Source organism: Saccharopolyspora sp. NPDC047091, assembly GCF_040643635.1.
In the GTDB taxonomy this organism is placed as follows: Bacteria; Actinomycetota; Actinomycetes; order Mycobacteriales; family Pseudonocardiaceae; genus Saccharopolyspora_C.
The window spans coordinates 25,375-45,727 of record NZ_JBEYUS010000040.1 but is presented as its reverse complement, the minus strand read 5'-3'; the positions used below and the strand labels follow the sequence as shown (position 1 = coordinate 45,727).

Sequence of the window (20,353 nt, the reverse complement as noted above, 5' to 3'; positions counted from 1 at the left end):
TGATCGATGGACAACGGCGAAGGTGGCGAATGGTGTACGGCGACGCGCACGTCCTCCGCGAGCACGAGAACGAGGCCCCGGCCGTCTTCGGAGCGGAACAGCTCCCGGACGACGCGGAAGACGACCAGCCACCACGGCAGGCGTTCCTCCCCGCCGAGCGGATCACCGACCGAAACCAACCGGTCACCCTCGAACTGCGCGCGCTCACCGACGGCACGACGGCGATGCTCGCGTTCACCACGCTTGAGGCGCTGGTCACGGGATGCGGCGAAGCTCAGCCGTGGATCGCGGTCGAGGAAACCTCGGTGCCCGATCTCCAGCGGCGCTGCGGCGCCGGGCAGATCCTCTGGGACGTGTCGGTGCCCACCGAGCAGCGCCGCGACGAGGTGTCCCACTGATGGGTGTCGAAGCCGAACCCCAGGTTCTGGAACAGGTAGCCACGACCCTGCGCAACGCGGAGACCGATCTCGACGCGGGCGCCACTGCCCCGCCACAACCCCAGGCCGGAGACATCACCGAGCTGCTGTCCGCGACGCTGGAGCTGCTGTGCGAAGGCATCGGCAACGTCGCCGCCGGTGCGGGCGGGCTCGGCCAGGCCGTCACCGAAGGCCGCGCGGACTACCAGACGATCGACTACGACCAGGCGCTCAACCTGAAGCGCGCGCACTCCGGGGGCTGACCGTGGACGAACTCGACACCGAGATCAAGGGCGACCCGGAGAGCTTCACCGCGACATGCCAGTGGCTGCGCGACACCTCGGCGAACATCGAGCACGCCGAGCAGGATTACCTCCGGGCGCGCGGTTCCTCCGAAGCGGGCTGGGCCGGCGCGGCGGGCGACGCGTTCCGTGACGTCGCCTTCCAGGGAGCGCGGATGGCGGGCGACACCGTCCAGGCCGTCACCGAGGTGTGCACCGCGATGGAGATTCACGCCGACGACCTCCGCACCGCACGCGCCCAGATGCAGCGCGCCCGCGACGCCGCCCTCGACGGCGGCCTCACGATCCACGGCTTCAAGATCCAGCCGCCCGGTGAGGCACCGCCCGAACCGACGCCGCTCCCACCCGACGGCTCCGCCACCCAGCGGCAAGCACAACGCCACGAAGCCGCCCTGGCAGCCATGGCCGACTATCAACGCAAGATCACGGCCTACCGCGAAGCCGCCGACACCGTCGCCCAGGCCAAGAAGACCGAGACCAACTCCCAGAACGTCGTCGTCCGCTCCATCGCGGGCATCATCGACCCGGTCAAGCTCGGCCTGAGCTTGGGGGATGTGTCGACGGGGCTCACCGCTGCGATCGCAGCTCGAACCTCGACATGGACGCAGGTCGCCAAGCAGGTCAAGCCTGCCGCCGAGCTCGCCTCCAAGTTGGCTCAGAACACCAGCATGAGCGCGACCGGCCGCTTCACCGCAGCGCAAATAGCCGCTGAACGGAGCACGGCTCACGCCAGTGCACTGGCTGAGGCATACCCGACTCGGATCGCGGCGTCCATCGAGAAGCACGTGCCCCGTTGGCTGAGTTCGAGCCTGGACCAGAAGGTCATCCCGGAACGGGTTCCGACTCCGAGCAACTGGCTACTCAAAGGATCGACCAAGCTCGGCAAGAGCATCCCCGTCGCGGGCGTCCTCTTCACAGGTGCGGGCGTGTACTACGACATCGACAACGGGAAAGATCCGACGCAGGCGATCGCTTCCGGTGGAGCATCCTTGGTCTCCGGCGCCGTCGCGGGCGCCATGATCGGTGGCCCGGTCGGAGCGGTCGGCGGAGCGATCATCGGCATCGGGGTTGGCATCCTGGTCGACGAAGGATGGAATCTGCTCGACTGATCTCCGTTCCCCCGTCCAGGAAGGAAAACGGCCCAGTGCCCCAAGCAGCACCTCGACCGGATGTGACGACCGGAACCCCACGACCACCTCGCGCACCCGTGGTGATCAGTCCGCAAGAGCCCGGCGAACGGGACCCGGCACGGGCGCGCTTCCCGCCCGCACCACGCGGCGCGGGCCCAGTTCTCGAATGGTTCCAGGAGTCGAGCTCGAACGGCATCAAGTCCGGGCTGTTCGTCGCCTTCCTGATCGCCGCATTCCTGTCGTTTAAAGACTGGGGATTCGACTGGATCACCAGCTGGGGCCTGTGGGCATTCGTCCTCGCCCCCGTCCCGATCTTCTACCTCTACAGCCGCGGTGGGGGTCTCTCGGCCGGGGCTGACTGGTTCGCGACCAGCCGCAGACGTCACGTGCAGCTCTACGAGCTGACGAAGGTCACCATCACGAACCCTGCGGGCGTAGACGCATGGGTACTCGAACTCACCGATCGGCGCGGTGGTTTCGCCGGAGTCAAACTGCGCGAAGCGCAGCAGAACCGAGCACTGTGGGACCTCGTTTACAACGGCATCGTCCACTCGGTGAACAGCGGCACCGCCACCGCGAACGAACTCGCGCTCGACAAGCTGCGGCTGCGGTGACAGAACAGGCCCGGCCACACTCCCCGCGCGCAAACCCGATCCAGCCACCGGACTGCCGCGCCTGCCGCAAGCGCCGGTACTCGTCACCTGGCGGACCGAGGGACGCACTCGACGCACCTTCGCGCGCTTCCCGCCCGCGCCGCCGGGCGAAGGACCGATCTTGGCGTGGTGCCACGGCATGGACACCGGCCTACTCAAAGCGGGCCTGTTCGTGAGCGTGCTCGGTGTGCTCCGCTACTGCTGGCTCGACTGGGGATTCGAATGGGCGCGGACCTGGTGGCTATGGCTGATCCCCGCCGCCGCTGCCGTCCCGTTCTACCTCCGTGGCCGCAGCGAGGGGTACTCGGCCGGAGCCGACTGGTTCGCGAGCAGCCGCACCACGTACGTCCGGCTCTACAAGAGCTGCTGCGGATCGACATCGAAACCTCCGCCGAGGACTACGAGCCCTGGCTCGTGCTCACCGACGGATACGGCGGTTCCGCCCGCGCTCCGCTGCACCAGATCCAGCGCAACCGCGCGCTGTGGGACCTCGTCTACAACGGGATCGCACACTCCGTGCACCGAGGCCCCGCCACCGCCACCGGCCGCGCCCTGGACCTGCTGAAACTCCGGTGATCGCCGCGAGCAGACGGTCACAGCCCCAGATCGAGCGCGTCCTGCGTGTCGCTCCGGCAACGTCTGCCCCGCGTCGAACGAGAGCCCCCTCTACCTCAACGTCGAGATCCCACCCGGAGGCCCCCTCACCTTCACCCGGATCTTCGAAGTCGCACCCGAGCCGGGTGAGCTGCGGATCTCCGTCGCACCGCGTTCCTACGCCACCGATACCGCGTACTTCAGCGGCCGATTCTGATCTCCCGTCAGCGGTCGGCGCATCCACGGCGGAAATGCCGGACGACACCGAGCACGCAGTTCAGGCGAGAACCACACCTCCGGGTGACCTTTCGCAGAAGCGCGGACAGCGCGGTCTCCGGGTGGGAACGATCTTGCGGACTCGACGTTCCGGCGTGCGCGCCGGCGTCACTCGTTCCGCACGTTCTCCCCGGAGGAAATCCCATGTCCGCAGTGGTCCCGCCGCCGACGACCCCGAAGAACGGGCTCGGCACCGCCGGGTTCGTCCTCGGTCTGCTCGCCCTGCTGTTCTCGTTCATCCCGATCATCGGCCTGATCGCCTGGCCGCTGGGCATCCTCGGGCTCGTGTTCGGCGTCATCGGCATCATCCGGGCGCGCAACGGCCTGGCGAACAACCAGGGCATGGCGATCACCGGCACCGTGCTCGCCGGGATCGGGCTGGTGATCTGCTTCGCCTGGGTGGGCCTGTTCGGCTCCGCCGTGAACGAGGCCGCGAAGCAGTCCGAGTCCGCGGGCGTCGCGGCGCAGCAGGACGCCGTGCCCGCCGCCGACGACCCGGCCCCGGAGGTCATCGAACTCGGCTTCGGCCAGACCCACACCTGGCGCGGCGGCGAATCCGTGCAGGTCGCCGAACCGAAGGAGCACCAGGGAAACCCGTACCTGCACGACTCCGGCTCCCGCGCCGTCGCGGTCGACCTGACCATCACCAACGGCACGACCGACGAGATCAACCCGATGTTCTGGAACATCACCGCCACGCACGGCGGACGGCCCGCCCAGTTCTCGTTGGAGGACCGGTCGTTCGTCAACGCCGAGGTCCAGCCCGGCGGCACCCTCACCATCACCCGGATCTTCGACGTCGCGCCGGAGCAGGGCGACCTGCGGATCTCCGTCGCGCCCAGCCACTACGCAGCGGACACCGCCTACTTCCACGGCGACTTCTGAGCCGCACCACCGATCACCTCGCCCTGCCCCTATCGGGCGGGGTGATCACCGGCCGCCGAACGCCACCCCGAGCACGGCGGCGCACAACAGCACGGCCCAGACGCCGAGCACGATCCGCGCGAGCACCCGCCGCCACGTGAGGACCCCGATCAGCACCGCCGTGCCCGCTCCCGCCAGCACCGCGTACATCGACACCCAGAGGGTCGCCAGGTTCCGCTCGATCTCGCTGCCGCCGAAGCCGCGCACGGTGACCGGGAAGACCACGCACCACGCCGCGACGCCCAGCGCGAACAGCGCCCAGCCGACCACGTGCCCGAACACCGCGCCGAGGATCCGCAACCGCTCAGCTCTCGTGGTCTTCACGGACGTCCCTTCTCCACACCCGCGACGACGCGAGCCATTGATTCGAGCGACGTCCGCCTGTCCCAGTAGTCCGTGTGACCCCCGCCCGGATCGGTCTCCAGCGAGCGCGCGCCGAAGTGCGGATCGGAGGGGTTCATCCCGAACCAGTGGTCGTCCTCGCCGTCGAAGAAGTCCCGCGGATCCAGCGACGGCGTCCACGAGTCGATCGCGTCCCGGCCGGACGTGCCGGACCAGACGTGCTCGGGCGGCACGCCGAGTTCCCGCGCGTGCTCCACGCCGACGCCCGGCGAACCGAGGAACACGATCTCGTCGGTCGCCAACCCGTGGTCCCGCGCCGCGTAACCGACCACCGTCGAGCCGTAGGAATGCCCGAGCACGGTGTTGTGGCCGGGTTCCCCCTCATGCGTGGCGCGCAGGCCCTCCTGGAACCGGGCCAGCTCACCCTTCGCCTCGACCGCGAACCCGTCCTGCCCGGCGGAACCGAGATCGTTCGGCGATTCGTACCCCACCCAGGTCACCGCGGCCACCGGTGCACCGCCCGCGTGCCGTTCGGCCAGCAGGCGCAGGCGTTCATCGCGCTCCAGGGCGTCCTTCGCCCCGTCGAGGTCCGAGTAGGTTCCGGGAACGCTCGTGACGACGTGCCGGGCGGTGTCCGGGTTCCCGCTGGCGATGATCAACGTCCCCCGGCCGTGCGCGGTGGTGTCGACGCCCAGCAGGTACTTCTCCGGTGGGCCCGTCAACCGGTCGTCGATCATGTCGAGGAAGTGCACCGTCTCCCGCAGCTCCCGGATTCGCGCCAGTTGCGCGGCGGGCCTGCCGCCGGGCGCGGACCGCGTCGTCTCGACCAGCGCCCGCAACTCGCCCACCTTGCCGAGCAGATCAGCTCGTCGCCCGGCCAGCAACGCCCGGTTCGCCGAATCCCGCGCCACCACCGGAACCCCGTCGGTGCGTCCGACCAGCTCCGGGAAGCGGTCGAGCAGATCGGTGCGCTGCGCGGAGGTCAGTGCCGACCACATCCCGTGCACCGCGTGCGGACCACCGAGCACCGCCTTCTCCACCAACGCGCGGGTGGCGCCCGCCGCCCAGTCGTCCAGCGCCCTCGCCATCCCCGCGAGGCCGATCGCCGCCGGGCTGGTCGCCGTCGCCGCGGCTTCGCCCCACTCCGCGTGCAAGCCGATGGCTTCCAGCCCCGCGCCGTTCGCGCGCAGTCCCGCCAGCAGCCTCTCGTGGGCGGTGGCTTCCAGCCGGCGCGCGTCGGCGACGGTCTGGGCGGCTTCCGCGTAAGCCGCCTGCTTCCGCGGATCCACGGGTGGCGATGTGCCCGGCAGGCTCGACTCCGGGAGCCCCACCGACGCACCAGGCGGGTGGATCGTCGCGTTCAACACGATCAACCCGGCCTCGTGCGCGATCCCCTCCGCCTGCCGCATCCGCGCCCCGACCGTGTCGAGATCATCGGCGAAGACGTGCAACACGCGCGACAGGTTCGCGCAGAGCTCGGCCAATTCGACGATGTCCCGCCCGTTGCGGGTCGCGGCCGAGCGGAACGCCTCCGACGCGGCCCCTTCCCATTCCGATTCGGATTCGGAACGGGTCCGGAACCATCCGGAAGCGACATCGTCGACACCCGCCGCGTACCGCCCCATGGATTCGGCCACTCGGCGAAGCGACTCCGGGTCACCTGCGGTGAAAACGTTGAGGCTCATCGTTCCCCCGAACGATCGCTCGAATCCTCAGCGGTGGAACAACCGCTCGTTGTCCGCGTCGACCGCGGCGTAAGCGGAGCCGTTCGCGTGCAGCCCCGCCGAGGTCCGCTCCGCGACCTCCAGCGCTCCGGCCGCGGCACGGACGAGCTCTGCGATCAGCGCGGTCACCGCAGCGGAGGACGGACCCGCATCCGCTTCCGGCGGCGGACTCGTCATCACCATTCCCGCGGTGGAGCCGTGCAGGTCGAACGCCAACCGGTCGATCACGTCCGGGTCGACTCGAAATCCCATGGTGCACCCCTCGACAAGCCGGAGAGCCATTGGATTCGAAGGTAGCGAAGCGCCGGATTTCACCATAGCGGATATCTACTCATCACACGATCAGCCGGTACCGCTGACTCCGCAGATCAATTGATCAGCGTTCGGCACTACGCGCGGTCGATCCACCACGTCGGTCAATCCGTCGATCAGGGCAACCGATTCGCACACCCGACCACGAACGGAGGATCTCGCCCATCTCGCCGGAATATCTACCTGAACCGAATTCCACTCGGAATAGCACAACCGGAAAGAAATCCAGGAATATTCTAGCCATCGATCGGCGGCTCACGCGCTCCGGGGATCCAGGACCGCATCGACGGCCAGGTACAAGGCGTCCGTCTCGGTCTGCGGCAGCGAGTCCTCGGCGGGGAGCGCGCGCTCCATCGACAGGCCGTTGAGGACCGTCATCAGGAACCTCGCGCGCCGCTCGTCATCACCCGCCGCGAGCACCCCTTCATCGACCAGGACGGACAACCAGTACTCGGTGCGCCGCCGACCCTCGCGCTCCATGCCGAGGTACGCGGCCCGGACGTGCTCGTCCGGTTCGGGGGCGATGAAGCCCTCGTAGACCTTCCCGAACGCGGCCCGCGCCTCCTGCCCCGCCCCGACCGGCGCGAGCACCTGCCGCAGGCAGGCGACCAGCCGGTCCCGCGGCGGCACCGAGCGGTCGTGGATCGCGTCGTCCGAGGCCACCAGGCCGTAGATCCCGGCGAGCACCGCATCGCGCAGGTCGCGCTGCGTCGGGAAGTGGTACCGCAGCGAGCCCGCGCTCACCCCGGCCCGCGCCGCGACCGCCCGCACGCTCAGCCGAGCCGCCGCGTCCTCGCCGAGCATCGTCGCCGCGGCCACCAGGATGCGGTGCCGGGTGCTCAGCACCGGGTCGTTCCCCTCGTCCATGCCCACTCCCGCACTGTACTGGTACACCGTGCTAGCCCTTTTCTAACACACTGTGCTAGCTTCCGTCCGTACATTCTAGTACAGCGTGTTACAGGTGTTTCCAGGTGAAGGGGCGGGCATGTTCGAGGAGTGGCGGCGGCAACGCGCGGCGAAGCGGATCGAGGACGGGGACGGGCACCCCGTGAAGCCCTACCGCTGGTGGCAGCAGTTCAGCCGCTCACTGCGCTACCACCGGCTCGACGACCGGACCGAGTACGCCGTCGACGTCCGGCTCGGCGGGGACGTGAACACCGGCGAGATCAAGGCGAAGCTGTACCGCGACGGTCGGCACCACGCCACCTCCAAGGTTCCCGCGGCCTTCCCCGTCGAAGGCGGCACCATCGAAGTCGCGGTCAGCCGCGCAGGCCTCAAGCGCTGCCACTACGTCACGACCGCCGGCGCCGAACAGCTGCTCTTCCCCGACCCGAAATCCGCCGAAGGACGCCGCGCCCAGCTCGAACGCGATCACCCGGCCACCAGCCGCGCGCTCGGCCACCTCTCGGTGCTGCTGCTGGTCATCGGCGTCGTGCTGCTCGCGCTCCAGGTCGCCGAACCGATCTCCCGCATCCCACCCATCGCCGAGAACATCGGGATCTTCGTCTCGCCGGTGCACCTGCCGGTGTGGCTCAACACCGCCCTCACCATCGGCGCCGCGCTGGCCAGCACCGAACGCGCGCTCCGGATGCGCCACCACTGGCTGCTCGACGGCGCGGGCAGCTGACCCCGCGCAGGCGGGCGTTCCCCGGCTCGGGGCGTTCCCCGCAACGACGAACGCCCCGAGCCGGGAACGGCTCGAGGCGTCGCGCACTACGGTCGAGCGATCAACCGACCCGCCCCAGGACGAAAACCCGTCCGCACGGTTCCTTCGACGAACTCGGGTCGCAGGTGTCGCCGCCGCAGGGCTCCTTCGAGGACTCCGGATCGCAGCCGCCGTCGCCCTTGTCGTCGCCCAGCACCCCGACCCCCGCCGGTGCGTCCAGCACCTGGGACACCGGCGCGGCCACGGCCGAAGCCGCAGTGGGCGCGGCCAGCAGCGCCGCCGCCGCGAAGACCGCGGCCGTGGTGAACCTCTTCATCATGATGTCGACCCCTTTCCTGGAACCTGTCCGGATCAGGATGCGGAAAAGTGCAGGGCACAGCGGTCGCCGCGGACCGCGGGCCGCTGCCCGCGGGGATACCCCGCACCCGGTTCCGGCACCAGAGCCGGGACCGGGGTGCGGGAGCCGATCAGGAATCGACCGGGAGCACGTTCGGGACGATCATCGGGCGGCGGCGGTACTTGTCCGCCACCCACTTGCCGACCACCCGGCGCACGGCCTGCGCGATCCGGTGCGTATCGGTGATGCCCTCCGACTCGGTGCGGGCCAGCTCCATCTCCACCAGCGGCACCACGTCGTCCAGCGCCTTCGGATCGTCGGAGAAACCACGCCCGGAGATCGTCGGGCTGGACACCGCCCGTCCCGTCGCGGCCTCGACCGCCACGGTGATCGAGATGAAACCGCCCTCGCCCAGCACCAGGCGGTCCGACAGCGTCGACTCGCCCACGTCGCCCACCGACAGGCCGTCCACGTAGACGTGCCCGACCTCGACGCGGCCGGAGACCTTCGCGATGCCGTCGACCATGTCGACGACCACGCCGTCCTCCGCGATCACCACGCGCTCCGCCGGAACCCCCGTCAACCGGGCCAGCTCCGCGTTCGCGCGCAGGTGCCGCCACTCGCCGTGCACCGGCATCACGTTGCTCGGGCGCACGGCGTTGTACAGGTACAGCAGCTCACCGGCGGACGCGTGCCCCGAGACGTGGACCTTCGCCCCGCCCTGGTGCACCACGTCCGCGCCCAGCCGCACCAGGCCGTTCACCACGCCGAACACCGCGGTCTCGTTGCCCGGGATCAGCGAGGACGCCAGCACCACCGTGTCCCCGGCGCGGATCCGGATCTGCTTGTGCTCGCCGCGCGCCATCCGGGACAGCGCCGACAGCGGCTCGCCCTGCGAACCGGTCGAGACGAACAGCACCAGGTGCTCCGGCATCGCCAGCGCCTCGTCCAGCTCCACCAGCAGGCCCGGCGGCACCCGCAGGATGCCCAGGTCGTTCGCGATGCCCATGTTGCGCACCATCGACCGGCCCACGAAGCACACCTTGCGGCCGTGCTGCTCGGCGACGTCCAGCACCTGCTGCACGCGGTGCACGTGGCTGGCGAAGCAGGCCACGATCAGCCGCTGCGTCGCCTTCCCGATCACCCGGTCCAGCACCGGGCCGATCTCGCGCTCCGGCGTCACGAACCCGGGGACCTCGGCGTTCGTCGAGTCCACCAGGAACAGGTCCACGCCCTCGTCGCCCAGCCGGGAGAACCCGGCCAGGTCGGTGAGCCTGCCGTCCAGCGGCAGCTGATCCAGCTTGATGTCCCCGGTGTGCAGCACCACGCCCGCGGACGTGCGGATCGCGACCGCCAGCGCGTCCGGGATCGAGTGGTTGACCGCGAAGAACTCCAGGTCGAACACGCCGTGCTTGCTGTGCTGGCCCTCGGTGACCTCGACCAGCACCGGGTCCTGCCGGTGCTCCTTGCACTTGGCGGCCAGCAGCGCCAGCGTGAACTTCGAGCCCACCACCGGCAGGTCCGGCCGCAGGCGCAGCAGGAACGGCACCGCGCCGATGTGGTCCTCGTGGCCGTGCGTGAGCACCAGGGCCTCGACGTCGTCCAGCCGGTTCTCGATCGCCCCGAAGTCGGGCAGGATCAAGTCCACACCGGGCGAGTCGTCCTCCGGGAACAGCACACCGCAGTCGACGATGAGCAGCTTGCCCTCGTGCTCGAACACGGTCATGTTCCGGCCGACCTCGCCGATGCCGCCCAGGGCGGTCACCCGCAGGCCGCCCTCGGGCAGCGCCGGTGGCGGCGCCGAGGCCGTCGGGGTCACGGGCTGGTGTTCGGAAGCTGTTGCGCGAGCGCTCAACGCGTCACCTCTGCTGCGGCGTCGGGATTGACCAGGACCAGACCGGCGTCCCACAGATCACTCGTGATCACCCGCACCTGCTCGTCGGTGGCCTGCGGCAGCGGCAGCCGGGGATGCCCCGTCTCGTAGCCGCACAACCGCATCGCCGTCTTCGAGAACACCACGCCGCCGACGAAGTTCATCGACCGGTACACCGGCATCAGCCCGACGTGCACCTCGCGCGCGGCGGCGATGTCGCCCGCCTCGAACGCGTCGAGCATCTTGCGCAGCCGGTCGCCGACCACGTGCCCGATGACGCTGACGAAGCCGACGGCCCCCACCGACAGCCACGGCAGGTTCAGCGGATCCTCGCCCGAGTAGTAGGCCAGGTCGCTGTTGGACAGCACCTCGCTGCCCGCCCACAGGTCGTGCTTGGAGTCCTTGACGGCCTTGATCTGCGGGTGTTCCGCGAGCCGCTTCAACGTGTCCGTGTGGATGGGCACCACCGAGCGCGGCGGGATGTCGTAGAGCATCACCGGCAGCTCCGTCGCATCGGCCACCGTCGTGAAGTGCGACAGCAGCCCCTCCTGCGGCGGGCGGGAGTAGTACGGGGTCACCACGAGCAGCCCGTGCGCGCCGGCCTTCTCGGCGGTGCGGGCCAACTCCACCGAATGCGCGGTGTCGTTCGTGCCCGCTCCCGCCACCACCGTCGCGCGGTCCCCCACCGCTTCGGCGACGGCGCGCAGCAACCGCTCCTTCTCGTCATCGCTGGTCGTCGGGCTCTCGCCCGTGGTGCCGTTGACGACCAGGCCGTCGTTGCCGACGTGGTCGACGAGGTAGGTCGCGAGCTCCTGAGCCAGCGCCAGGTCGAGCTTCCCGTCCGCGTCGAACGGCGTCACCATGGCGGTCAGGACCCGGCCGAACGGCCGTCCTTCAGTGGCGGTGGGACAGACGGTCATGGCCCTGACGCTACCTGGTGAGCCCACTGGTCAGCGCGCCGCATCGGCCACCACCGGTACCGGGCCCGGCCCGCGCCGAAGATCGCGGAAACCCGGCGGTCGCGGCGGGCGGACACCGGCCGCATTCCTGCTGATCAGCGCAACCGCAGGCGGATTTCCCGTGCTACCGCGCGAAAACGGCCCGGCACGGGACCACCGAGGGCGGTTCCGCGCCGGGCCGGGCGCTCAGAACGAGCGGCGCAGGTCCTCCACGGCGAGGACGTCCGCGTCGTTGCCGTCGATGTCCACCCGCGACTGCTTGCGCCCGAACGCGTGCAGCAGCAGCTCGCTCGACTCACCGCTGAAGCGCACCGTGCGCGGCCCGCGCTTCGCGGCGATCTCGGTGCCGTCCGGGCGGCGCAGCACCACGCCGACCGGGCTGCGCCCGTAGAACACCTTCGCGACCCTGCCCAGCGACTTCCACAGCGCCTCCTCCCGCTCCGGGTCGGCGGGGCGCGGCTGCCAGCCGGGCCGGGCGCGGCGCACGTCCTCGTGGTGCACGAAGAACTCGGCGGCGTTGACCGCCTCGTCCACGGCGCCGATCGCCAGCGGGTTCCACTTGGGCGCGCCTTCGCGGACGGTGCCGATCAGCTCCGGCCACGGCTTCTCCCGCAGCTCCTGCTCGACCTTGTCGCCGCGCTCGGCGAGCGCCTTCACGAACTTGCCCGCCAGCGCGTCCGGGCGGCGTTCGCGCAGCACCAGGTGCACCGCGAGGTCCTTGGTCGTCCACTCGCCGCACAGCGTCGGCGCATCCGGTCCGACCTGGTCGAACAGGTCGCAGAGTTCCCGGCGTTCGTCGTTGGCCACTCCCATGCGGACAGCTTACCGGGGTTCAGCTCTGCGTGACCGAGGTCGTCAGCGGGGTGCCGTCGGCGCTGCGCACGTAGCAGTACGAGACCTGCGCTCCCCGGTCGTTGGACGGGTCGCCGTCCAACGAGGTGACCCGCTTCGCCTCCCACGCCGTCCGGGTGGGGACCACCGCGCCGTAGCGCAGCCCGCCCGGGTCCCGGACCGCGTCGCTCGCGAAGTGGGCGCCGCACAGGCCCTCCGCGAACCGGGCCAGCGCCGCGTCGCCGGGATGGGAGACGTCGCTGCCGGACCGGCCGCCGAGCACGTCGGCCGCCGCGTAGATCTCGATCTCGTGCGGTTCCGAGCAGGACCGGAACCGCGCCGAGGTGACCGACGCGCCCGGTTCCAGCCCCGTGTCGGCGCACGGGTGCTCCTCGCCCATCTCGAACGGTTCCAGGTCGCCGCCCCCGCCGTAGGTCAGCGTGGGCAGCCGCGCCGACGGACCGCCGACCGCGGCCGGGACGTCCGCGGGCTCCTCGCCCGCGACCCGGCCCAGCAGCAGGCCCGCCACGAACAGCAGCACCGCCGCGGGCACCGCCACCGGCCAGGTCCGGGACCGCACCGCCCGCACCGGATCCGCCGCGGAGCCCGGCAGCAGCGCGCGGGCCCCGTCCACCGTCAGCCGGGCGCGCGGGTCCGCGACGAGCAGGCCCGCGATCAGCCTGCCGAGTGCGCCGTGCTCCCGGGACGGCCGGGGCGTCTCGTGCAGCACCGCGTGCAACGTCGCCGCCGTGGACTGCCGCTCGAACGGCGACCGGCCCTCCACCGCGAACAGCAACGTCGCGCCGAGCGCCCACAGGTCCGAGGCCGGAGTCGCCACCGAACCCTGGATGCGCTCGGGTGCCAGGTACGCGGGCGAGCCGATGAGCGCCCCGGTCGCGGTCAGCCGCGGATCGTCCACGGCCTGCGCGATGCCGAAGTCGACCAGCTTCGCGCCCGCACCGGTGAGCAGCACGTTGCCGGGCTTGACGTCCCGGTGCACGATCCCCGCCTCGTGCGCCGCCTCCAGCGCGGACAACAACCGATCCGCCAGCGCCGCCACCTCGGAGGTCGACATCGGCCCGTCCCGGGCGACGCGGTCGGCGAGGGTGACCGCGCCGGGTACCAGCTCCATCACGATGAACGTGGTTCCGTCGTCGTGGAGCACGTCGTGGACGGTGATGGCGCCCGGGACGGTGAGCCGGCCCGCCGCGCGGACCTCGCGCAGCAGCCGCTCCTCGATGACGCCCCGCTCCTCCACCGGCAGGCCCGCCGGGACGTGCAGCTGCTTGATCGCGACCTCGCGGTGGATCCACTCGTCCCTCGCCCGCCACACGACGCCCATGCCGCCGCGCCCGAGCTCGTCCAGCAACCGGTAGCGACCCGCGATGGTCCGCTCGTTCGACACGCTCCGCACCCCCTGATCGCCCTGCGTGGCGATCATCGCACTGCGCGTGCCGGATTCCACCCGTTCCGGCCGAATCCGGGTCAGTTCGCGAGCGATCGGGTGAGCTTCGTGCCGTCGGTGCTGCGCAGGTAGCAGAGCACGGTCTGCGCGCCGTCGTCGGTGTCGGAGTCGTCGTCCGCCGCGGTCCGCCGCTTCAGCTCCCACGCCTGCTCGGTCGGCACCAGCGCCCCGTAGCGCAGCGCCGCGTCCTTGCCCGGCAGCTCGATCTCCTCCGAGCCGAAGTAGGCGCCGCACAGCGCTTCGCCGAACCGCGCCAACCGGTCCTCGCCGGGGTAGGCGGTGTCGCTGCTCGCACTGCTGCCGAACGGGGAGCCGTCGGTGTAGACCTCGAAGTCGTGCGGCTCCGAGCAGGAGCCCACCTGCTGCTCCGGCACGCTCGCGCCCGCCGCGGGCACGCCCGTCCCGCAGGATTCGATCTTGCTGGCTTCGAAGGTGGCCAGATCGCCGTCCACCCCGTAGGTCAACGTCGGCAGCTCCGCCTCCGGCCGGCCCGGCACCAGCGCGAACCGGCCGATCAGCACGCCCGCCACCAGCAGCAGCACCGCCACCACCGCGGCGGCGCGCCACGGCGTCCGGCGCGCGGGGCGCAGCGGCGCGGTCGGCGCGGCCTGCACCCGGGTCCCCACCTCGCCCGCCAGCAGCGCGCGGGCCTGCGCCGGGGTGAACCGGGCGCGCGGGTCCGCGATGAGCAACCCCATGATCAACGAGCCGAGCGGGCCCTGGGTGCGGGTCAGCGCAGGCGTCTCGTGCAGCACCGCGTGCAGCGTCGCGGCCGTGGTCCGCCGCTCGAACGGCAGCCAGCCCTCCGCGGCGAAGAACAACGTCGCCCCGAGCGACCACAGATCACCCGCCGGAGTGGCGTCGGCGCCCTGGATGCGCTCCGGTGCCATGAACGACGGCGAGCCGACGATGCTGCCGCTGCTGGTCAGCCGCGGGTCGTCCCCGGTCTGCGCGATGCCGAAATCGGCCAGCTTCACGGTCCCGTCGGCGATCATGATGTTGCTGGGCTTCACGTCGCGGTGCACGATCCCCGCCGCGTGCGCCGCCTCCAGCGCGGACAGCAGCCGCCGCGCGAGGTCCGCGACCCGATCCGGCGGCAGCGGCCCGCACCGGGCGACGAGGTCGCTGAGCGTCCCGGCCTGCACCAGCTCCATCACGATGAACGTGCCGCCGCCTTCGCTGAGCACGTCGTGCACGGTGACCACGCCGGGATCGCTGAGCCGCCCGGCGGTGCGGGCCTCCCGCAGCACCCGCTCCTCGAACACGGCGCGGTCCGCGGGCGGTACCCCGTCCGGCACGTGCAGCTGCTTGATCGCGACCTCGCGGCCGATCACCTGGTCCCACGCCCGCCAGACGATGCCCATGCCACCGCGCCCCAGCTCACCGGTCACCCGGTAGCGGTCGCCGATGGTGCGCGCCAGCGCGTCCGTCCGCTCCACCACGGACCCTCCCCCACGTCAGTCCTGGTCGAGATCATCTCATCGGACGTGGGCGGGCTCCGCTCGGTTCCGCCGATCAGCCCTCGGCGACGAAGGGGCTGGAGGCGACCTCGGAACCGTCCTGCAGGGCGGTGATCTCGAAGTCGCCGAACACGTTCGGGGCGGCCCGCTGCAGCTGCCGCAGGCATTCCACGGCCAGCGCCCGGATCTCCACGTCCGCGTGCTCGCTGGCGCGCATCGCCACGAAGTGCCGCCAGGCGCGGTAGTTGCCGGTGACCACGATCCGGGTCTCGGTGGCGTTGGGCAGCACCGCGCGCGCGGCTTGCCGGGCCTGCTTGCGGCGCAGCGTCGCCTGCGGCTCGTCGGCGAACTTCTCCTGCAGCGCGTCCAGGATCTCGGTGTAGGCGGCGACGCTCGCCTCGGTCGCCCGCACGAACTTCGCGTGCAGCTCCGGGTCCTCGGCGATCACGTCGGGTTCGACCACGGCCGCGTCCCGCTCGGGCACGTAGCGCTGGGAGAGCTGCGAGTAGGAGAAGTGCCGGTGGCGGATCAGCTCGTGGGTCAGCGACCGGGACATCCCGGTCAGGTAGAAGGTGACCGAGCCGTGCTCCAGCACCGAGAGGTGGCCGACCTCCATGATGTGCCGCAGGTAGCCGTCGTTGGTGGCCGTGGCCGGGTTCGGCTTGTGCCACGACTGGTAGCAGGCCCGGCCGGCGAACTCCGCGAGCGCCTGGCCGCCGTCCGCGTCGGTGGACCAGTCCACGTCGGCGGGCGGGACGAACTCGGTCTTGCCGATGAGCTGGACCTTCGGCGGCACGATGTCGGTCACGGTGCGCGGATCCCCTTCTGCCTGGCGGACGAACCCAGATGGTGCCGCCGCGCCCGGTCGGGCTTCGGCGGTTTCCCGAGCGTATCCGGCGATCGCGGCGGCCGGACCCGGCCGGGGACGGCGGTGGCGGCACGCCCGACCCCCGATGACACCATCGTGCCCTTGCGCGGCGTCAGTCTTGACGCCATAGTGGCGTCATGGACCTCAGCCCTTACATCGCACAGCTCCGGGAAGACCTCGGTTCCGCCGCGTCGGCGGGCGACGAGCAGACCCGGCAGACCGCCGCGGCGCTCTCCGCCGCGATCGAACCGGCCGCCCGCCTGGCCATCATGAACGCGCTCTCCGACCTCGCCGCCGAGGTCACCACGCACCTCGACGGCGAGGTCGTCGACCTCCGGCTCGACGGCCGGGACCTCCGCGTCGTCGTCAGCGGCGGGGGTGGTGGCGGCGGTGGCGGCACCCCGCGCGCCGCGGCCACCGAGGAGGAACGACCACCGCCTCCCCCGCCGGGCGCCGACGGCGGCGACATCAGCCGGATCACGCTGCGCCTGCTCGACGAGATCAAGTCGCAGGCCGAGCAGGCCGCGTCCACCCAGGGCGTCTCGCTGAACACGTGGGTCGCGCAGGCGGTGCAGGGCGCGCTGCACGGCGGCAGGCCGCGCGGACCGTGGGACCACCACCGCTCGGGACGCGGACCCGGCGGCTGGGGCCCGCCCGGCGCGGGCCGCTGGCGCCCCGACGGACCCGACGACGGTCCCGGATCGCGGCTGCACGGCTGGGTGCACGGCTGAACGCGGCGGAGAGGCGGTACTGGTGATGAGCGACAACGGCACGGACGAGCAGGATTCCCGGAACTCCGAGGAGCCGGGCGGGCTGGTGCGCACGCAGGACTTCGACACGGCGGCGCCCATCGAGGTGGACATCGGCAACAGCCTCGGCTCGATCACGGTCGAGCTGAGCGCCACCGCGGTCACGCACGTCGAGGTCCGCCACGACGCGGCGGCCGGCGGCGGGGATTGGCGCAGCGGGCTCACCGGGCTGCTCAGCTGGGTCAGCGAGCAGTTCGGGGAGGCCGCGACGCGCGGCGGTCCCGGTGAGCGCGGTTCCGGCGAGCCGGGTCCCGGTGGTCGTGGCCCCGGCGGTCGTGGGCCCGGTGGCCGTGAGCCCGGTGAGCGCGGCGCGGGCGACCGGCCGTTCGGCGACCGGCCCTTCGGCCGCACCGGACCGCGCGAGCCGGTGGCCGAGGCGGTGCGGCAGACCCGCATCGACCTCACCGGCAACCGGCTGGCGGTGCGCACGCCCAGCACCGCACCGCTGCGCGCCGTCCCGCTGTCCGTCCTCGTCCAAGCACCCGCGGACTCCCAGCTGGCGATCCGCGCGGGCAGCGGAGAAGTCCGGGTGACCGGCGCGGCCGGTCGGGTGCACGTGCAGTCCGGCGGCGGCGCGGTGTCCGTCGAACGAGCAGGCGGCAGCACCGTCGCCCGCACCGGCTCCGGCGCGCTGCGGCTCGGCGAGATGGCCGGCGGGGTGCAGGCGCGCAGCGGCAGCGGCGACGTGGAGATCGCCGCGGTGCACGCCACGTCCTCGGTGGTGACCGGCAGCGGCGCCGTGTGGCTGGGCACCGTCGGGTCCGACGTGCTGGTGCGCTCCGGCAGCGGGGACATCGGCATCGCCGATGCCCGCTCCGGTCAGGTCGAGCTCATCACCGGCTCCGGTGGGCTGCGGATCGCGCTGCCGCAGGGAACCGACGCCGAGGTCGACCTGATCTCCAGCACCGGCGCCGTGGACAGCGAGCTCGACGTGTCCGGAGAACCGACCGCGCAGGAACCGGCGCTGCGGATCTTCGGGCGCAGCGGCAGCGGCGACGTGCTGCTCACCTCCGCGGTGTGAGCGCGCGCAACGCCTCGACGAGGTGGGCGTCGCCGCGCGAACCGATCTCCACGCCGTCCAGCCCCAGCCAGTCGGCCATCTCGACCAAGGCGCCCGCGAGTTCCGGGGCGGCCGCACCGAGGTCGTGACCGGGCTCGGCGAAGGCCCCCGGAACCCGGAGGACCTTCGCCGCCCGGTCCGCCTTCAGATCCACCCGGCCGACCAGTTCGCCGTTGAGCAGGAAGGGGAACACGTAGTAGCCGTACACCCGCTTCGGTTCCGGCACGTAGATCTCGATGCGGTAGCGGAAGCCGAACAGCCGCTCCGCCCGGGACCGCTCCCAGATCAGCGGGTCGAACGGGCACAGCAGGGCGCGGCCGCGGATCGCGCGCGGAGTGCGGGCATCGCGGTGCAGGTACGCCGGCTTGCTCCAGCCCTCGACCTCGACCTGCTCCAGCTCACCGCTCTCGACGAGCTCGGCGACCGCTTGCCGGGACTGCTGCGGGCTCAGCCGGTAGTAGTCGCGCAGATCGGTCTCGGTGGCCACGCCGTGAGCTTCCGCGGACCGCCGCACCAGTTCGCGGACCGCGTCGTCGTCCGCCGGGTCCTGGGCCAGCACTTCGGGCGGCAGCACCCGCTCCGGCAGGTCGTAGAGCCGTTCGAAACCCTTGCGGGTGCCGGTGGTGAGCTCTCCCATCGCGAACAGCAGCTCGCACACCCGCTTGGTGTCGGTGCGGTTCCACCACGGACCGCGCCCCTGCCGGACGCCGCCGCCGAGCTCGCGTTCCAGGGTGCCCGCGCCGACCGGTCCGAGGTCCTTCACCGCGGCGAGCACGTCGTCGACGAGCCCCGGCGATTGCTCCAGCAGCTCCCGGGAACGGCTGCGCCAGGAACCGCCGTGCTCCCGCATCCGCCAGCGCAGCAACGGCCAGTCCCGCACCGGGATCAGCGAGGCCTCGTGCGCCCAGTACTCGACGAGCAGCCGGGGTTTCGCCGCGGTCGGCGCCCACGCCGCATCGTCCACGAGCCGGGCCGGGTAGGCGCCGAGGCGGCTGAACAGCGGCATGTAGTGGGCGCGCACCGCCACGTTCACCGAGTCCAGCTGCAACAGCTTGGTGCGCCCCAGCGCCCGGTTCAGGTGCTGGCGGGTGGGCCGTCCCGCGGGGCGGCTGTCGGCGAACCCTTGCGCGGCCAACGCGGTGCGCCGGGCCGCCGCGGTGCTCATGGTCTGCATCCGCCGCATGGTGCCACCCCGCACCGACACCCCTGTTTCGCACTGATACGCCCGTCGCGCACACGCACCCGTTCACGACAACGCGCCCGTTTCGCGCCCACGCATCCGTTGCACGCCAACGCAGCCGTTTCACCAACGCAGCCGTTGCGCACCGACACGCCCGTCCGCACCGACGCACCCGTCGCTCCCATACACCCGTCGCGCCCACGCATCCGTTCACGCCGACGGCGCGCCCACACCCATCGCACCCACGCACCCGTCGCCGCCCAAGCATCCGTTCAGACCGACGGCCCGCCTGATCGTGCCGACCGAGACCCGCGCCTTTCCGGGGAACGGCGCTCCGGTTCCCGCTTGCCCCCTGTCCTCCGGACGGGGCCACCGGATCTCCCGGGCCCGGACGCTAGGTTGGCGCGCATGGCCGATGCCGAGGTGCGGGCCGCGACGCCCGCCGACGCCCCTGAGATCACCCGCGTGCAGCTCACCACCTGGCGCAGCGCCTACGCCGACCTGCTGCCCGCGGAAGTGCTGGCGGGCCTGGACGAGGCGGAGACGACGCGGCAGTGGACCGAGGCGATCGCCGACGGCCCGGTGGCGGTGCTGGTCGCCACCGAAGGCGACCAGCTCGTCGGTTTCTGCGCGGCGGGCACCGCTCCCGAGCAGGAGGCGGTGGCCGCGGACGGCGCGGTGCCGCCGGACCTCGCCGAGGTGGCGTGGGTGAGCACGCTGCTGGTGGAACCGCGGTGGGGTCGCCGCGGCCACGGCGGCAGACTGCTGGCGACGATGGCGCAGCGCCTCGCGGACGGCGGTGCGTCCCGCGGCATCAGCTGGGTTCCGGAGGCCGATTCGGCGTCGCTGGCGTTCTTCGAACACGCGGACTGGCTGCCGGACGGCACGGTCCGCACCTTGGACGCGGGCGGCCGCCCGATGCGCGAACTCCGCCTGACCGGCCCCCTAGCCCTGCACCTCCACTGACCACCCCGCCACGAACCTCACCCGACCAACGAGGTGACTGCCCCACCCGCCCAAACCGACAGGGCGAGCGACCCACTCACCCGACCCGACCAACAAGGTGAACGACCCACTCACCCGAGCCGACGAGGCAAACGGGCCGCTCACCCGCCCAAACCAGAAAGGTGAGTGGCCCACTCGCCCAAGCCGACGGGGCTAGTGGGCCACTC

22 protein-coding genes are annotated in these 20,353 nt (G+C 71.7%); 10 read left to right on the top strand and 12 right to left on the bottom strand.

The genetic code is table 11. The features are described from left to right. Positions 1-29 precede the first annotated feature (29 nt). The 6 genes from ABZ805_RS18265 to ABZ805_RS18240 all read left to right on the top strand — a co-directional run bounded on the left by ABZ805_RS18265 (position 30) and on the right by ABZ805_RS18240 (position 4,256). Complete coding sequence (locus ABZ805_RS18265) at positions 30-398, top strand: SAV_915 family protein (RefSeq protein WP_358441349.1); 369 nt, start codon at positions 30-32, stop codon at positions 396-398. After that, entirely contained in the window at positions 398-679 is a 282-nt protein-coding gene (locus ABZ805_RS18260; RefSeq protein WP_358441347.1) for a hypothetical protein, read from the top strand. The genes ABZ805_RS18265 and ABZ805_RS18260 overlap by 1 nt, the downstream gene beginning before the upstream one ends. A 2-nt stretch (positions 680-681) precedes the next feature. Beyond that, positions 682-1,827, top strand: a complete 1,146-nt coding sequence (locus ABZ805_RS18255; protein ID WP_358441344.1) for a hypothetical protein — start codon at positions 682-684, stop codon at positions 1,825-1,827. Between the two features lie 98 nt (positions 1,828-1,925). Then, positions 1,926-2,462: a hypothetical protein gene (locus ABZ805_RS18250; RefSeq protein WP_358441341.1), complete on the top strand. Its 537-nt coding sequence runs from the start codon at positions 1,926-1,928 to the stop codon at positions 2,460-2,462. Between the two features lie 453 nt (positions 2,463-2,915). After that, on the top strand, positions 2,916-3,077 hold the full coding sequence (locus tag ABZ805_RS18245) for a hypothetical protein (RefSeq protein WP_358441339.1): 162 nt from the start codon (positions 2,916-2,918) through the stop codon (positions 3,075-3,077). 438 nt (positions 3,078-3,515) lie between these two features. Further along, positions 3,516-4,256, top strand: a complete 741-nt coding sequence (locus tag ABZ805_RS18240; RefSeq protein WP_358441336.1) for a DUF4190 domain-containing protein — start codon at positions 3,516-3,518, stop codon at positions 4,254-4,256. Between the two features lie 45 nt (positions 4,257-4,301). Here ABZ805_RS18240 and ABZ805_RS18235 read toward each other — a convergent pair whose 3' ends face one another. The 4 genes from ABZ805_RS18235 to ABZ805_RS18220 all read right to left on the bottom strand — a co-directional run bounded on the left by ABZ805_RS18235 (position 4,302) and on the right by ABZ805_RS18220 (position 7,540). After that, positions 4,302-4,619: a hypothetical protein gene (locus ABZ805_RS18235; protein ID WP_358441333.1), complete on the bottom strand. Its 318-nt coding sequence runs from the start codon at positions 4,617-4,619 to the stop codon at positions 4,302-4,304. Continuing rightward, a complete protein-coding gene (locus ABZ805_RS18230; RefSeq protein WP_358441331.1) occupies positions 4,616-6,322 on the bottom strand; it encodes an alpha/beta hydrolase in 1,707 nt (568 codons plus the stop codon). Before ABZ805_RS18230 ends, ABZ805_RS18235 begins: the two co-directional genes overlap by 4 nt. Before the next feature lie 27 nt (positions 6,323-6,349). Continuing rightward, the gene (locus tag ABZ805_RS18225; RefSeq protein WP_358441328.1) at positions 6,350-6,613 is read right to left on the bottom strand and encodes a hypothetical protein; all 264 of its coding nucleotides are present in this window, start codon (positions 6,611-6,613) and stop codon (positions 6,350-6,352) included. A 315-nt stretch (positions 6,614-6,928) separates the two neighbouring features. After that, positions 6,929-7,540, bottom strand: coding sequence for a helix-turn-helix domain-containing protein (locus ABZ805_RS18220; protein ID WP_358441326.1), 612 nt, complete (start codon positions 7,538-7,540; stop codon positions 6,929-6,931). Between the two features lie 94 nt (positions 7,541-7,634). On the opposite strand from ABZ805_RS18220, the gene ABZ805_RS18215 reads away from it, so the two are divergent. Continuing rightward, positions 7,635-8,300, top strand: a complete 666-nt coding sequence (locus tag ABZ805_RS18215) for a hypothetical protein (protein WP_358441323.1) — start codon at positions 7,635-7,637, stop codon at positions 8,298-8,300. Positions 8,301-8,400: 100 nt separating this feature from the next. Here the strand turns inward: ABZ805_RS18215 and ABZ805_RS18210 are convergent, their stop codons facing one another. From ABZ805_RS18210 to thyX, 7 genes are all read right to left on the bottom strand, one after another. Next, a complete protein-coding gene (locus ABZ805_RS18210) occupies positions 8,401-8,658 on the bottom strand; it encodes a hypothetical protein (RefSeq protein WP_358441320.1) in 258 nt (85 codons plus the stop codon). 148 nt (positions 8,659-8,806) lie between these two features. Further along, a complete protein-coding gene (locus tag ABZ805_RS18205) occupies positions 8,807-10,531 on the bottom strand; it encodes a ribonuclease J (protein WP_358441317.1) in 1,725 nt (574 codons plus the stop codon). Next, complete coding sequence (dapA, locus tag ABZ805_RS18200) at positions 10,528-11,469, bottom strand: 4-hydroxy-tetrahydrodipicolinate synthase (protein WP_358441314.1); 942 nt, start codon at positions 11,467-11,469, stop codon at positions 10,528-10,530. Before dapA ends, ABZ805_RS18205 begins: the two co-directional genes overlap by 4 nt. Before the next feature lie 225 nt (positions 11,470-11,694). Next, positions 11,695-12,321 carry a TIGR03085 family metal-binding protein gene (locus tag ABZ805_RS18195; protein WP_358441312.1) on the bottom strand — a complete coding sequence of 209 codons (627 nt, stop codon included), beginning with the start codon at positions 12,319-12,321 and terminating at the stop codon, positions 11,695-11,697. A 19-nt stretch (positions 12,322-12,340) separates the two neighbouring features. Continuing rightward, a complete protein-coding gene (locus ABZ805_RS18190) occupies positions 12,341-13,744 on the bottom strand; it encodes a serine/threonine-protein kinase (RefSeq protein WP_358441309.1) in 1,404 nt (467 codons plus the stop codon). Between the two features lie 80 nt (positions 13,745-13,824). Further along, positions 13,825-15,246, bottom strand: coding sequence for a protein kinase (locus tag ABZ805_RS18185; RefSeq protein WP_358441306.1), 1,422 nt, complete (start codon positions 15,244-15,246; stop codon positions 13,825-13,827). Between the two features lie 73 nt (positions 15,247-15,319). Next, entirely contained in the window at positions 15,320-16,072 is a 753-nt protein-coding gene (thyX, locus tag ABZ805_RS18180; protein WP_358441303.1) for an FAD-dependent thymidylate synthase, read from the bottom strand. Between the two features lie 197 nt (positions 16,073-16,269). Here thyX and ABZ805_RS18175 point away from each other — a divergent pair, with 197 nt between their 5' ends. Further along, the gene (locus tag ABZ805_RS18175; protein WP_358441300.1) at positions 16,270-16,863 is read left to right on the top strand and encodes a toxin-antitoxin system HicB family antitoxin; all 594 of its coding nucleotides are present in this window, start codon (positions 16,270-16,272) and stop codon (positions 16,861-16,863) included. 25 nt (positions 16,864-16,888) lie between these two features. After that, complete coding sequence (locus tag ABZ805_RS18170; RefSeq protein ID WP_358441297.1) at positions 16,889-17,962, top strand: DUF4097 family beta strand repeat-containing protein; 1,074 nt, start codon at positions 16,889-16,891, stop codon at positions 17,960-17,962. On the opposite strand, the gene ABZ805_RS18165 is transcribed toward ABZ805_RS18170, so the two are convergent. Further along, positions 17,946-19,175 (bottom strand): crosslink repair DNA glycosylase YcaQ family protein, encoded by a 1,230-nt coding sequence (locus ABZ805_RS18165; protein WP_358441294.1) that lies wholly within the window; start codon positions 19,173-19,175, stop codon positions 17,946-17,948. The two genes, ABZ805_RS18170 and ABZ805_RS18165, sit on opposite strands and share 17 nt — an antisense overlap. A gap of 414 nt (positions 19,176-19,589) precedes the next feature. Here ABZ805_RS18165 and ABZ805_RS18160 point away from each other — a divergent pair, with 414 nt between their 5' ends. After that, complete coding sequence (locus ABZ805_RS18160) at positions 19,590-20,147, top strand: GNAT family N-acetyltransferase (RefSeq protein WP_358441291.1); 558 nt, start codon at positions 19,590-19,592, stop codon at positions 20,145-20,147. The last annotated feature ends 206 nt before the right edge of the window (positions 20,148-20,353 follow it).

Excerpts from the sequence above, each read along its gene's own strand:
- ABZ805_RS18265 (WP_358441349.1), top strand. The coding sequence starts at position 30 with ATGGTGTACGGCGACGCGCACGTCCTCCGCGAGCACGAGAACGAGGCC.
- ABZ805_RS18260 (WP_358441347.1), top strand. The coding sequence starts at position 398 with ATGGGTGTCGAAGCCGAACCCCAGGTTCTGGAACAGGTAGCCACGACC.
- ABZ805_RS18240 (WP_358441336.1), top strand. The coding sequence starts at position 3,516 with ATGTCCGCAGTGGTCCCGCCGCCGACGACCCCGAAGAACGGGCTCGGC.
- ABZ805_RS18230 (WP_358441331.1), bottom strand. The coding sequence starts at position 6,322 with ATGAGCCTCAACGTTTTCACCGCAGGTGACCCGGAGTCGCTTCGCCGA.
- ABZ805_RS18225 (WP_358441328.1), bottom strand. The coding sequence starts at position 6,613 with ATGGGATTTCGAGTCGACCCGGACGTGATCGACCGGTTGGCGTTCGAC.
- ABZ805_RS18220 (WP_358441326.1), bottom strand. The coding sequence starts at position 7,540 with ATGGACGAGGGGAACGACCCGGTGCTGAGCACCCGGCACCGCATCCTG.
- ABZ805_RS18210 (WP_358441320.1), bottom strand. The coding sequence starts at position 8,658 with ATGATGAAGAGGTTCACCACGGCCGCGGTCTTCGCGGCGGCGGCGCTG.
- dapA (WP_358441314.1), bottom strand. The coding sequence starts at position 11,469 with ATGACCGTCTGTCCCACCGCCACTGAAGGACGGCCGTTCGGCCGGGTC.
- ABZ805_RS18195 (WP_358441312.1), bottom strand. The coding sequence starts at position 12,321 with ATGGGAGTGGCCAACGACGAACGCCGGGAACTCTGCGACCTGTTCGAC.
- ABZ805_RS18175 (WP_358441300.1), top strand. The coding sequence starts at position 16,270 with ATGGACCTCAGCCCTTACATCGCACAGCTCCGGGAAGACCTCGGTTCC.
- ABZ805_RS18170 (WP_358441297.1), top strand. The coding sequence starts at position 16,889 with ATGAGCGACAACGGCACGGACGAGCAGGATTCCCGGAACTCCGAGGAG.
- ABZ805_RS18165 (WP_358441294.1), bottom strand. The coding sequence starts at position 19,175 with ATGCAGACCATGAGCACCGCGGCGGCCCGGCGCACCGCGTTGGCCGCG.
- ABZ805_RS18160 (WP_358441291.1), top strand. The coding sequence starts at position 19,590 with ATGGCCGATGCCGAGGTGCGGGCCGCGACGCCCGCCGACGCCCCTGAG.